7 protein-coding genes and 2 pseudogenes are annotated in these 13071 nt (G+C 70.1%); 5 read left to right on the top strand and 4 right to left on the bottom strand.

Annotated elements, in window-relative coordinates; all coding sequences use genetic code 11:
- The first annotated feature begins 4 nt into the window (after nt 1–4).
- Nucleotides 5–1243: an ABC transporter substrate-binding protein gene (locus F1D61_RS16315; RefSeq protein ID WP_203152758.1), complete on the top strand. Its 1239-nt coding sequence runs from the start codon at nt 5–7 to the stop codon at nt 1241–1243.
- A 93-nt stretch (nt 1244–1336) separates the two neighbouring features.
- On the opposite strand, the pseudogene F1D61_RS16310 reads toward F1D61_RS16315, so the two are convergent.
- A pseudogene (locus tag F1D61_RS16310) lies at nt 1337–1438 on the bottom strand (IS481 family transposase); the annotation flags it as partial.
- Nucleotides 1439–1599: 161 nt separating this feature from the next.
- Here F1D61_RS16310 and F1D61_RS16305 point away from each other — a divergent pair.
- The 4 genes and pseudogenes from F1D61_RS16305 (at nt 1600) to F1D61_RS16290 (ending at nt 7708) form a co-directional block, all read left to right on the top strand.
- Nucleotides 1600–2766 (top strand): annotated as a pseudogene (locus F1D61_RS16305) (IS256 family transposase).
- A 504-nt stretch (nt 2767–3270) separates the two neighbouring features.
- On the top strand, nt 3271–4089 hold the full coding sequence (locus F1D61_RS16300) for a Crp/Fnr family transcriptional regulator (RefSeq protein WP_203152757.1): 819 nt from the start codon (nt 3271–3273) through the stop codon (nt 4087–4089).
- Complete coding sequence (locus F1D61_RS16295) at nt 4086–7274, top strand: PAS domain S-box protein (RefSeq protein ID WP_203152756.1); 3189 nt, start codon at nt 4086–4088, stop codon at nt 7272–7274. The genes F1D61_RS16300 and F1D61_RS16295 overlap by 4 nt, the downstream gene beginning before the upstream one ends.
- Before the next feature lie 44 nt (nt 7275–7318).
- Nucleotides 7319–7708, top strand: coding sequence for a response regulator (locus tag F1D61_RS16290; RefSeq protein ID WP_203152755.1), 390 nt, complete (start codon nt 7319–7321; stop codon nt 7706–7708).
- Between the two features lie 269 nt (nt 7709–7977).
- Here F1D61_RS16290 and F1D61_RS16285 read toward each other — a convergent pair whose 3' ends face one another.
- From F1D61_RS16285 to F1D61_RS16275, 3 genes are all read right to left on the bottom strand, one after another.
- The gene (locus F1D61_RS16285; protein WP_246775371.1) at nt 7978–10431 is read right to left on the bottom strand and encodes a PAS domain-containing protein; all 2454 of its coding nucleotides are present in this window, start codon (nt 10429–10431) and stop codon (nt 7978–7980) included.
- Between the two features lie 660 nt (nt 10432–11091).
- Nucleotides 11092–11832 carry an SDR family NAD(P)-dependent oxidoreductase gene (locus tag F1D61_RS16280; RefSeq protein ID WP_203152754.1) on the bottom strand — a complete coding sequence of 247 codons (741 nt, stop codon included), beginning with the start codon at nt 11830–11832 and terminating at the stop codon, nt 11092–11094.
- Nucleotides 11829–13070: an ABC transporter substrate-binding protein gene (locus F1D61_RS16275; RefSeq protein WP_203152753.1), complete on the bottom strand. Its 1242-nt coding sequence runs from the start codon at nt 13068–13070 to the stop codon at nt 11829–11831. Before F1D61_RS16275 ends, F1D61_RS16280 begins: the two co-directional genes overlap by 4 nt.
- Nucleotide 13071 lies beyond the last annotated feature (1 nt).

Raw genomic sequence — 13071 nt, 5'->3', positions numbered from 1 at the left:
CGTGATGCCCTTCACCCCCATCCGGCGCCGCACCGCGCCGATCGGTCTCGCCCGTTTCCTCCCAACGGTCGTCGTTGCACTCGTGGTCGGGGTCGTCGTGGCCGGGGCGGTGCCGGCGGCGCGTGCGGCGGAATGGTTCCACCCCGGCGACGAAGCCCTCGCCGGCTGGTCCGTGGAGCGGAGTCCCGACCGGCCGCAGGAGGTGACCCTCCGCCCGCGGCACGCCCCGGCAGGACCGTTGCGCCGGGTGATGGTGGTCTATCCGCGGCAATCCGACGCCTACGACGTCGCGATGGCGACGATGCTCGCCGTCTTCTCACGGAAAGGCCAGGACCAGGGACACCACCTCGTCGTGACGGCCGTCAATTTCGGCAATGACGATGCCAGGGGGCGGGCCGTCCTGCAGCGTGCGGCCGACGAGGGGTTTTCCCTGATCCTGGCCATGGGATCCGAGAGCACCGCCTGGCTCTGGGAGCATTACCGCGGCGGCGCGATTCCAGTGGTGACCGTCTGCGCGAAGGACCCGGTTCTGCTCGGGCAATCCCCGGGCTACGACCGCGGCTCGGGGACGAATTTCGCCTTCACGTCCCTCAACGTCCCGATCGACGTGCAGATGGCCTATCTCACGACCCTGAAGCCGGCGCTGAAGCGCATCGTCGTGATCGAGGATCCTCAGAACGTGAGCGCCCTCGAGACGCAGGTGAAGCCGCTCCAGGCCTACGCGCAGGCGCGCGGCCTCCAGGCGACGACCCTGTCGCTGACCGACGCCGACTCCGCTCCCGAGGTCGAACGCCGGATGAGGGAGACGGTGGCCGAGATGACGCGTTCGGATCCGTCGCTCGAAGCGAGCGTGTTCTGGGTCACTGGCAGCACCTCGATCTTTCGCCGGATGGCGGCGATCAACGCCCATGCCGGACGGGTTCCGGTGCTGAGCGCTGTGCCCGATCTCGTCAAGGCCGGCGAGGACAGCGCTGCCCTGTCGATCGGCATCCGGTTCGAGTCGAACGCCCATCTCGCGGCCCTCTACGCGCTCGACGTCTTGTCGGGCCGGTCGGAGGCCGGCCGCCTGGCCGTTGGCGTGATCTCACCCCCGGACATTGCCGTGAACTTCCGACGGCTGCGAGCGAGCGGAACGTCCCTGCCCCTGGCGTTGTTCGAGGCCGCGGGTACGCTCTTCGACTACGAGAGCCGTCTGGTCCGGTCGACCGGTGTTTCGGCTGGGCGCATAACGGGTGCTCGATGACAATGACCGCCTGGTATCTGGGGCTTGACTGGCGCGGATCCGACAGCGCTAAAGATACATCTTCTTCGTAAATTCAATAATTCACACTGGCGATTAGATGTTTGGTCCCGGAATAAGGTGGTGCGGATCACTCTTGAACCGGTCCTGATCTTTGGTCCAGGCCTGACAGATGGTTTGGAACGGGGTTTTCCAGCGGGTCGTGTCCCTTGGAGTGGTGTAGCTGGACGAGAGCGGGAGATCCCGCCTGCGCGCCCTCCACAGCGCTGTAGCAGGCGGGGTCTCACGCGGGGGTGGCCATCGGCGGTGACGGGTCAGGATCGGGTTGCGAGCACCAACCCCGAACCCGGGAGACCCCGATGACCGATGCCGTTATGAGCCTGCGGGCGCTGGCTGAGAAGAGCGCCGACGCGGACGTGCTGCGCGAGATGATCGGCTTTGCCGCGCAGCGCCTGATGGAACTGGAGGTGGCTGGCCTGACCGGCGCGGCCCACGGCGAGAAGAGCCCGGAGCGGCTGGCCCAGCGGAACGGCTATCGTGACCGGGACTGGCAGACGCGAGCCGGTACGGTCGAGCTGCGCATCCCGAAGCTGCGGACGGGGAGCGACTTCCCGAGCTTCCTGGAGCCGCGCCGGATGACCGAGAAGGCGCTGACAGCCGCGATCCAGGAGGCCTACATCCAGGGTATCTCGACCCGTGCGGTCGACGATCTGGTCCAGGCCTTGGGCGGAGCGGGCATCTTCAAGAGCCAGGTCAGCCGGCTGTGCCAGGAGATCGACGAGCGGGTGAACGCCTGCCTCGACCGGCCGATCGAGGGCGAGTGGCCCTATCTCTGGATCGACGCGACCTACGTGAAGGTGCGCCGGAACCACCGTATCGTCTCGGTGGCCGTCATCGTGGCGGTGGGCGTCAACACGGACGGGCGGCGCGAGGGGGCACCCATCGTGGCCTGCCACGATGGGAACCCGTGCTGGGCCTCGACATCGGCCCGTCGGAGGCCGAGACCCCGGATCAAGTCCGGGGCAAGCTCTTCTGGACCGAGTTCCTGCGCAAACTGGCCCGGCGCGGCCTGCGGGGGGTCAAGCTGGTGATCTCGGACGCGCATGAGGGCATCAAGGCGTCCATCGCCAAGGTGATGACCGCCTCCTGGCAGCGGTGCCGGCCGCTCGGGCCGGCGCGTCGTCTCGGCCTTCATCGCCACCGCCTTCGCCCAGGAGGACGCCGAGGCCGCTCGCCAGCAGTGGCGGCGGGTGGCCGATCAGCTCCGGCCCAAGGTGCCCAAGCTGGCAGCCCTCATGGACGCGGCCGAGACCGACGTGCTGGCCTCCATGGGCTTCCCGGCGGCTCACCGCGCCAAGCTGCACTCGACCAACCCGTTGGAGCGCCTCAACGGCGAGATCAAGCGCCGCACCGAGGTCGTCGGCATCTTCCCCGACGAACCCTCGATCCGCAGGCTCGTCGGAGCGATCCTGCTCGAGCGGAACGACGAGTGGGCCGTGCAACGCTGCCGCACCATGATCCTGTAAAGCATCGCCCCAATCGGCGATGATCCCCTCGTCAGCCTGCCAAACCTCGCAGTCTGACCAGTCCGGCCCTGCCGGTCGCCGTGGTGGACCAAACCCAGCTACACCACGCCCTGGGACACGATCGGCGAGCACGACGTTAGCATGTCGTGTCCCATTAGAGACGCGTGGACGAGCGGTCGGCAGGTCCGGACCGGACCGATCATCAGGTGGCCATAAGCTGCTTGGGAATTGAGAGAAGCGCTGGCTTGCAAGCGTCCTGGCATGCTCGTTCCGGGTGACGGAAACCCGGCCACGCCTGGTCGGCACGAGCCGATGATGGACATGCGAGGACGGGCCATACCCGGACCCGTCCTCGAAAAGACAGCTTCTTCAGATGCCCGGCCCCGACATCCGGAAAATGCGGGTCGCCGGAACCCACATCACGGTAACTTGTCAGATAATGGACATCTTTGCGCCGGGAAACCCGCTATTGGGCGACCCAATCACCGCCGGCAGAAGTTCCCCGTGCCCAGCTTCCCGCTCCGCTCCCTCGACGGCAACCTGCTGCTCGAAGCTCTCGACCATGACGACCGGGCGCTGTTGACGCCCTACGTGGAGCGACGCGAGGTTGGGCGCGGCGACGTGCTGTTTCGGGCCGGCGACGACGTCAGCCACGTCACGTTCCCGGCCCAGGGCTGCGTCGTCACGCTGGTGGTGCCGCTCCAGGACGGCAAGTCGGTCGAGACCGCCACGGTCGGTCGCGAGGGAGCCATCGGCGGCGTGGTCAGCCACGGCTACCTGCCGGCCTTCGGCCAGGCGGTGGTGCAGGTCGCCGGCCCGGTCATCCGCATCGATGCCGACCGTCTGGCCGAGGCCAAGCACGCCTCGAAGGCGGTCCGCGACCTATTCGTGCGCTACGCCGACTGCCTGCTGGCGCAGGTGCTGCAATCGGTCGCCTGCAACGCCGCCCACACCATCGAACGGCGCTGCCTGCGGTGGCTCCTGACCCTCCAAGACCGTCTCGGGACGCCGGACCTGCCGGTGACCCACGAGGTCCTGGCCGACATGCTCGGGGTGCGCCGCGCCTACCTCACCGGGGTGCTCGGGCGCCTGCGGCGCGAGGGCTTGATCGAGATCGGTCATAGGCGGCTCACGCTCCCGAACCGCGAGCGCGCCGAGGCGGCCGCGTGCGAGTGCCACGCTGCCGTGCGCCACCACTTCGCCGAGGTGCTCGGCGCGGTTTACGCGCCGGGCGGGCGGATGGTCGCCGTCGATGCCAGCGAGCCGGACCGGCTGAAGCCGCCCTCGTCCGCGGCTGTCACGCTTCGGGAACTGGCCCCGTGAACCACGATCTCACCAGCCCATCCCCGGTCGGGGACGACGAGCGTCTCGGCGCGCTTTCCACCTTCGCCATCCTCGACACCCCGCCCGAGCGCGGCTTCGACGACATCGTCCATCTCGCACGGCGCCTCTGCGACGCCCCGGTGGCGCTCGTCAGCCTGGTCGACCGCGACCGGCAGTGGTTCAAGGCCCGCGCCGGCTTCCCGCCGTGCGAGACCGACCTCGACCGCTCGGTCTGCAAGTTCGCCCTCGCGGAGGCGGACCTCCTGCAGATCCACGACCTCACCCTCGACCCCCGCACGCGGGACAACCCGCTGGTGACCGGCGAGCCGTACCTGCGCTTCTACGCGGGAGCCCCGCTTCGCACGCCCGAGGGCCATGCCCTGGGCAGCCTGTGCGTGATCGACCACGCCCCGAGACCCGGCGGCCTGTCCGCGGCCCAGGCCGAGGACCTGACGGCCCTGGCGCGGCAGGTCATGGACCAGTTGCTGCTGCGCCGGTCGCTGGTTGAGCGCGACGCGATGATCCGCGAGCGGCGCGCTTCCGAGCGCGAGCGCGACGTCCTCAGCACGACCCAGGCGGACGTGGCGGGCGCCGGTGGCGAGCAGGACGTGGTCCTCGGCAAGCTGCTCGAAGGCGCCATGGGCGCGGTGCCGGCCGCGGACGGGGCGGCGCTCGAACTCGTCGACGGCCAGGCGCTGGAGTACCGCGCGGTCAGGGGGAGCCTCGCCGGGCACAAGGGCCTGCGCGTGCCGCTGGGCGACAGTTCCTCCGGTCGCACCTTCACCAGCAACAGGCCCCTGCTCGTGAGCGACGCACGGGCGGACGCGCAGGTTCGGCAGGACGTCGCCGCGTCGCTCGATCTCGGCTCGGCCATCCACGTGCCCGTCACCCGGGGCGACGCCGTGCTGGGCGTCCTGAAGCTGCAGTCGCGCCATGCCGATGCGTTCGGCGAGCGCGACCTCGCGCTGCTGCGGATGTTCGCGGTCACGGCCACCTCCGGCTTGACGCAAGTCAGCGAGGCGGCGGCGAAGGCCGCGGTGCGGGCCGGAGAGGCGCGCTACCGCGCCGTATTCGAGAGCATGATCGACTACGCCATCGTGGTCATGGACCTCGACGGGCGCGTCACCGACTGGAACGCGGGCGCGGAAAAAATCCTGGGCTGGACGGTCGAGGAGATGCGGGGGCGTCCGGCCGACGTGTTCTTCACGCCGGAGGACCGGGACGCCGGCATCTCGGCGCGGGAGATGCACGCCGCGATGACGGTGGGCACCGGCAACGACGAGCGCTGGCACCTGCGCAAGGGCGGCGAGCGCTTCTTCGCGCTGGGCGTGATGATGGTGCTGCGCGACGGGGCCGGCGCGGCCACGGGCTTCGTCAAGGTGCTGCGCGACCGCACCGAGCAGCGGCTGGCCGAGGAACGGCTGCGGCAGAGCGAGGAACGCCTGCAGATGGCGCTGACCGCTTCGGGCGGCGTCGGCCTTTGGGATTGGATGGTGGACACCGACCTGCTGCACGGGGACGCGCAGTTCGCGCGCCTGTACGGGCTCGACGCGGAGGAGGTCGCCGCCGGCGTCACGATGGAGCGCTACCAGACGTTCGTGGTGCCCGACGACATCGCGCCGCTGCGCGCGGCCATCCGGGACACCTTCGACCATGGCGCGGACTTCCTCGTCGAGTACCGGCTCGCGGTGCCGGGGCGGCCCTTGCGATGGATCGAGTGCAGGGGAAGCCTCGTCCACGACGAGGCGGGCGTGCCCCTGCGGTTCTCCGGGACGGCCGTGGACGTCAGCGCACGCAAGGTGGCGGAGGTCGAGGCGGGCAAGCTCGCGGCGATCGTCGCGCAGTCCGGGGACTTCATCGGCTTCGCCACCCCCGATGGCCGGGCCGACTTCGTCAACGAGGCCGGCCGCCGTCTCGTCGGGATGCCGGACCTCGCCGGCACCCGGACGACGCGCATCCTCGACTACTTCGTGCCCGAGGAGCACCCGCGCCTCGTCGAGGAGGTGCTCCCCGCCGTCGAACGTGACGGCTTCTGGGAGGGCGAGATGCACTTCCGTCACTTCGTCACCGGCGCCGCCGTGCCGGTGCACTACAACGTCTTCGCCGTCCGTGACGCTGCGGGCGACCTGCTCGGCTACGGCACGGTCACCCGCGACCTGACGGAGGAGCATCGGAATCGGGAGAGCCTGCGCGCGAGCGAGACCTCGCTGCGGGCAGTCCTCGACACCGTGCCGGTCGGCATCCTGTTCGCCGAGGCCCCGTCCGGTCGCATCGTCGGCGGCAACCGGAGGCTGGAGGAGATCCTCGGCCATCCGGTCCTGCCGTCGCCGGACACGGAGAGCTACGGGCAGTGGGTCGCCTTCCACGAGGATGGACGCCGGGTCGAGCCGCGCGAATACCCGCTCAGCCGGATCATCCGCGAGGGCGCGGAGCAAGCCTCGCTCGAATGCCACTACCAGCGCGGTGACGGCACGAAGGTCTGGATCGAGGTCGTCGGCGTGCCGATGCGGGATGCCGACGGCAGGATGACCGGAGGGGTCGTCGCCGTCGCGGACGTGGACGACCGCCGCAAGGCCCAGGCGCACCAGGACCTGCTCAACCACGAGCTCTCCCACCGGATGAAGAACCTGCTGGCGATGGTGCAGGCCATCGCCGCCTCCACCCTGCGCGGCGCGACCGACATGGATGCGGCCCGGGAGGTTCTCGGCAGCCGGCTCGTCGCGCTCGGGAAGGCGCACGACATGCTCCTGGGCGGCGCCGCGGAGAGCGCACCGCTGTCCGCCGTGGTACGCGAGGGCGTCGGGGTGCAGGAGGCCGCGGGAGAGCGCGTCGCCTTCGAGGGACCCAACGTCGAGATCGCCGGCAAGGCCGCGTTGTCCCTGGCGCTGACCTTGCACGAGCTCACGACGAACGCGGTCAAGTACGGCGCCCTCTCGGTGTCGCAGGGCCGTGTCTCGCTCACGGCGTCGCTGGTCGAGACGGACGACGGTCCCGACCTGCGCATCGCGTGGACGGAGATCGGCGGGCCGCCGGTCGTCCCTCCCTCGCGAAAGGGGTTCGGGTCGCGCCTTATCGAGCGCGGGTTGACCGCCCAGGTCGGTGCGAGGCTGGCGCTGGACTATCCCCGCGAGGGGGTGACCTGCGTCATCGAGGCGCCGTTGGCGAATTTTCAGTCGATGCAATGACGAGCGGGCGCAACAATCGGCCTTGGGCGTCGTTTCCGCTCGCCATGCCCGACGACGCCCCCGAGAAGACGGCCCTGGTGGTCGAGGACGAGATGCTGTTTCGCCTGGAGATCCGCGATCTCCTGGAGGCCGAGGGCTATGCCGTGACCGAGGCAGGCTCCGCCCCGCAGGCCCTGGCGCGCCTCGACGACGCGATGTCCCTGATGGTCACCGACATCCGCATGCCGGGTGCGATGGACGGCCTCGGCCTCGTCCGGGAGGTGGCGCGCCGTCGCCCCGACCTGGCCGTCGTGGTGGTCTCGGCCCAGGTGACGCCGCGGCCCGAGGAATTGCCCGAGGGCACGCCCTTCGTCGGACGGCCATTCCTGGAGAGCAGCGTCCGCGCCGCCATCCGGCAAGCTCTGTCCGGCCGGCTCAGGCGACCGGAAACCTGACGCCAGCCGCCGAGGCCGTCCCGGCTTGTGGCGTAAGGTCACCTCAGGGCAGTGCCGGGGATAGTTTTCTGCGGGGGGGCGATCCTTCGGGCGTGTCAAGTGTTGAAGCGGCGTCCCCGCGAGGGGGACCGAGGAGCAAGACCCTTCATGTCCGACACGCCGCGCCCAGGCGACGATCCGTTGCCGCCCATCGGCGACCCGCCGCCGGACCCGACACCGCCAGAGGGCGATCCGCCTGCGCCGCAGCCGCCCGGTCCCATCGAGGCCCGCTAGGCCGTCCTGGCCCCACGGCGGCCCGGGACCGCACGGAATGCCTCCGCCACCTGCGCGGCGGAATAGGGTTTTCGCACGAGGTCGAAGCCGTGCGTGCCTTCCCGGGCCAGCACGTCGCTGTAGCCGGACGTCAGGATGATGGGCAGGTCCGGAAGGAGCGCCCTGAGGCGCCGCGCCAACGCGACGCCTCCCATGCCGGGCATCACCACGTCGGAGAACACCGCGTCGAACCGGCTCGGGTCTCGCTCGACCTCGGCGAGGGCTTCCTCGCCGTTCTTCGCCCAAACGGTGTCATGGCCGAGCTCTTCCAGGATCTGCGTGCAGAACCGCCCGACGTCGAGGTTGTCCTCGACGACGAGGATGCTCAGCGCCTGTCCGTCGAGGGCGGCCTTCGGCTCGTCCCGGACGTCCGCCGCGGGGGCTTCGACCTGGGGAAGGTAGAGGGTGAAGGTCGTCCCCTGGCCGGGAGCGCTCGCGACGTCGACGTCGCCGCCCGATTGCTTGGCGAAGCCGATGACCTGGCTCAGGCCCAAACCCGTGCCCTTCCCCACCTCCTTGGTCGTGAAGAAGGGCTCGAAGATGTGCGGCAGGTGCGCCTGGTCGATGCCCGTCCCTTGGTCGGTGACCGAGACCGCCACGAACGGTCCGCTCGTGCCGGCATGCCCACGGATCGTGGGCAACCCGCGTCGGCATCCGAGCCTCAGGGTGAGCGTGCCCTCGCCGTCCATCGCGTCCCGGGCGTTGACCGCCATGTTGATGAGTGCCGTCTCGAACTGGCCCGGGTCGGCGAAGACGTGGCAGGCGAGCTTTGCCGGCACCTCGACGACGACCCGGATACGGGCGCCCGTGACCGAGGCCAGCATGTCCGCGGTCGCGGCGATGCGCGCGCCGATGTCGAACGTCTCGGGCATCAGCGACTGGCGGCGGGCGAAGGCGAGGAGTTGGCCCGTGAGCTTGGCGGCGCGGTCCACCGTGTCCGAGACCGCATCCATGTAGCGTCGCCGCCGCTGCTCCGGCAGGTCCGGCTTGCGCAGCAGGTCGACCGACGAGCGGATGATGGTCAGGAGGTTGTTGAAATCGTGCGCCACGCCACCGGTCAGTTGCCCGATCGCCTCCATCTTCTGGGCTTGGCGCAGGGCCTCCTCGGCCTTGGCGAGCTGCTCCAGGTCGCGGAGCCTTTGGGTCACGTCGGTCGCGTACTGGAAGGCGCCGATCAGGCGTCCTTCCGCGTCGCGCAACGGGGTGAAGGCCATCTCGTAGCAGGGCCGCCTGCGGTCGGGGTCGCCGAACTCCTCGACGAGCGTGAACGCCTCGCCCGACAGCGCCTGCGCCCAGACGACCCGCATCCGCGCCTGCTGCTCGGGGATGTGCGACAGGAGGCCGACCAGGTCGTCGCCGACCCTGGGACGCACCCCGTAGATGGCCTCGAACTCGTCGGCGTAGGCGCGGTTGACGGCCAGGAGCCGGAAGTCGGGGGCGAGGGCGCAGACGAGGGCGTCGGTGACCTCGAACACGTCGGCCCAGAGCTTGCGCTGGGCGAGCGCCTCGTCGACGCGACGCTCCAGGTGGACGTTGAGCTCGCGCAAGTCGCGCTCGGCGAGCTTGCGGTCGTGGATGTCCTCCACCACGCCGTACCAGGCGACGATGGCGCCGCTTCCATCCCGGCGCGGCTGGGCACGGGCGCGCATCCAGCGGTACTCGCCCGTCGCGGCCATGTGGAGCCGGTAATCGACGTCGACCGGGTCGCCCGAGGCGAGGCAGGCGGTGAACGTCGTCACCGTGGACGGGACGTCCCCGGGGTGCAGGGCCTTGATCCAGCCGGCCCCGTAGGGCTCCCCCGGCCCCTGGCCGGTCAGCGTCAGCCACCGCTTCGAGAACGAGGTGATGTTGCCGTCCGGGTCGCAGGTCCAGGGCACCTGCGGGTTCAGCTCCACCGTGTGCCGGAAATGGTCCTCGCTCTCGCGCAGGGCCGCTTCGCCGAGCACGCGGGCCGTGGTCTCGCCGGTGACGCAGAACAGGCCGGCGATCCTGCCGGCCTCGTCGATGGCCGGCGAGTAGCTGAAGGACCACCAGCTCCGTTCGGGCGTGCCATCGCGCGAGAGGTCGAGCGGCATGTCGGTGAGGGTCAGGCTCTCGCCGGCGAGTGTCGCGTCGACGAGGGGGGCGATCTCGTCCCAGATGCTGGCCCAGACCTCTCGGAAGGGCCGTCCCAGGGCCGTACCCAGCCGGTAACCGAGGATCGGGCGGTAGGCGTCGTTGTAGAAGCAGAGCAGGTCAGGACCCCATGCGAGGAACATCGCCGTGGGACACGCCAGCATCTGCGCGAGAATGGCCTTCAGGGCCGGCGACCACGCCTCCGACGGGCCGAGCGACGTGTCGGACCAGTCGCGCGCGCGGATCTCGGCGCCCATGGCGCTGCCCGATGGAAGGAACGGGAACGGGTCGCTCACGCCTGGCCGGACCCCATGACCGAGGCGCAACCCTCGCGCCCGGGGAGACCTGGCGGAAGGAGGCCCAGGGCTTCGAAGGGACCGGTGGTCTGGAGGATTGGTGACGGTCCGGCCTGCATGCGAGGCCTATCGCCCACGGCGGCGCCCAGGGCAACCGGGCGGCCGGTCACGTCCCGCTCCCGCGCGGTTCGGGCGCGGAACGTCCGTCGTCGGCGTCGCTCTCCCCGGGATCGGCCGGCGGCAGGTGCGGCGGGGGCACGCGGCCGGGGCTGGGCGGGGTCGGCAGGCCGATGTCCTCCGTCACCGGAGGGAGGCCGTCTTTGTCCTTGTCGCCTTCCATCGCCATGCCCCGCGCTCGACAACCGATCACAACGCGCAAGAGGCCAGGAGGTCGCGACCGAACCATGGTATTGTCGTTCCGGCCGACCGAACCTTGAGGTGCTCACCCGGCCTTGCGGGCGTAGCGACCGTTGTCCTGGGGCTCGAAGTAGCGCATGAAGCCGACCCGCACGTCCAGCCTCGCCGACCAGATCGGGTGCCAGGGCCGACGGTGCAGGCTTCAGATCTTGTGTCACCCGGCTTGACTATTTCGTCCAATGGCAGCTCGAGGGACGAAATCGCGCATTCCAGAAATCATACTCGTAGGTCTGGAAGTGGCGCTTACAGGACGCTGGCGGCGGCGTCGACCGTAAGGGCGGCTCCATTCACATGCGCCGCCTCATCGGACAGGAGGAACGCGACAACGTTCGCGACGTCAGCGGGCTTGCCGTAAGTGGGCTGTCCCGCTCTTCGGATCGCGCCACCGGAACTGAGGGCCTGCGCGTCGAGCGAGTGAATCATGCGGGTGTCGATCGGGCCGGGCAGGACCGCGTTCACCCGAACGCCCGTCCCCTCGGCGTCGAGCGCCGCCACCCGGGTCAGCCCGAGGACGGCATGCTTGGCGGCCACGTATCCCGCGAGGCCGGCACGGCCCCGGATCGCTGAGGTGGAGGCGATGGTGACGATCGACCCGGCGCCGCGTCGGCGCATCCGGCCGAGAACATGCTTCAGGCCCAGGAACGTACCCTTGGCGTTGACGGCGAGGACCCGGTCGAAGACGTCGTCCGGGTATTCGTCGATCGGCGCGACGACACCCTCGATGCCCGCATTGCTGACGAAGGCCGTGATCGGTCCGAGATCGCGTTCGACGGCCGCGACGCAGGCGGCGAATCCGGCGCCGTCGGAGACGTCCGTCCGGACGAACAAGGCGCGCCGGCCCGCGGCCTCGACCAGCCGCGCGGTCTCCGCGCCCGAAGCGGGATCGTGGTCGGCCAGCGCGATTGCGGCACCGTCCCGGGCGAGCCGGAGAGCGATGGCGCGCCCGAGGCCGCCCCCGCCGCCGGTGACGAGCGCGACGCTCATGCCTTGACCATCGGGCAGCCGCCCTCGCCGAGCGGACGCCACACGACGTCGGCCGGGATCGACTGCACGACCTTGTAGTAATCCCACGGGTATTTCGAGTCGGTCGGGCTCTTCACCTCGAACAGGTACATCGGATGGAGCTTGCGGCCGTCGGGCCGGATCGAGCCCTTGCCGAAGAGTGGATCATCGGTCGGCATCTCCTTCATCCGGGAGACGACGGCCCGGCCGTCGGCCGCGCTGCCGAGCGATTGGACGGCGCGCAGGTAGTGCAGGGCCGAGGCATAGGCGCCGGCATGCAGTGCGCTCGGGTAGCGGTCGCGGTTTCTCGGGACGAATCGCTTCGTCCAGGCCCGGGTTCCCTCGTTCAAATCCCAGTAGAAGGCCTCGGTGAATTGCAGGCCCTTCGCCGTCTCGAGACCGAGGGAGTGGACGTCGGTGATGTAGAGGACCGTCGCCACGAGCTTCTGCCCACCCGCCGGGATGCCGAACTCGACCGCCTGCTTGATCGCGTTGATCGTGTCGCCCCCGGCGTTGATCAGACCGACGACCTGGGCTCCCGAGGCCTGTGCTTGCAGCAGGAAGGACGAGAAATCGGGCGTGTTGATCGGGGTCCGCACGCCGCCGATGACCTTGCCGCCGCTCCGCTCGACCACGCGCCGGACATCCCCCTCCATCGCGTGGCCGAAGGCGTAGTCGGCCGTGAGGGTGAACCACGAGCGCGCGCCGGAGGCGACGACCGCCGTCGCGGCGCCGGTCGCGAGCGCGTAGGTGTCGTAGGTCCAGTGGATCGTGTTCGGCGAGCAGGCCTTGCCGGTCAGGTCGGAGGAGGACGGGCCCGAGGCCAGCATCACCTTGTTCTTGTCGCGCACCACGCTGCCGACCGCCAGGGCGACGGCCGAGTTCGGGACGTCGGTGACGACGTCGACCCCGTCCTGATCGATCCACTTGCGGGCGATCGCCGCGGCGACGTCGGCCTTGTTCTGGTGATCGGCGCTGAGGATCTCGACGGGCAGCGAGGGGCCGGCACCGAAATCCTCCGCGGCCAGTTGCGTGGCGAGAACCGAGCCCTGGCCCGTGCAGTCCGCGTAGAGGCTGGACATGTCGGTCAGGACGCCGATCCTGACCGGCCGCGCCGGGTCGGCCCTGAGGCGGGTCGATCCCAGGACCGCCGCGCCGACGCCGCCGGCCAGGAATGTCCGGCGGCCGATCCGGCGCGCACTGAAGGCCGTCGATGGCATC

Origin of the sequence: Methylobacterium aquaticum (assembly GCF_016804325.1) — a bacterium.
Taxonomy (GTDB): domain Bacteria; phylum Pseudomonadota; class Alphaproteobacteria; order Rhizobiales; family Beijerinckiaceae; genus Methylobacterium; species Methylobacterium aquaticum_C.
Note: the sequence above shows the minus strand (reverse complement) of the source record. Positions and strands in the feature narration are given on the sequence as shown.

Coding starts and splice junctions, on each gene's coding strand:
- F1D61_RS16315 (WP_203152758.1), top strand. CDS start 5: ATGCCCTTCACCCCCATCCGGCGCCGCACCGCGCCGATCGGTCTCGCC.
- F1D61_RS16290 (WP_203152755.1), top strand. CDS start 7,319: ATGCCCGACGACGCCCCCGAGAAGACGGCCCTGGTGGTCGAGGACGAG.
- F1D61_RS16280 (WP_203152754.1), bottom strand. CDS start 11,832: ATGAGCGTCGCGCTCGTCACCGGCGGCGGGGGCGGCCTCGGGCGCGCC.
- F1D61_RS16275 (WP_203152753.1), bottom strand. CDS start 13,070: ATGCCATCGACGGCCTTCAGTGCGCGCCGGATCGGCCGCCGGACATTC.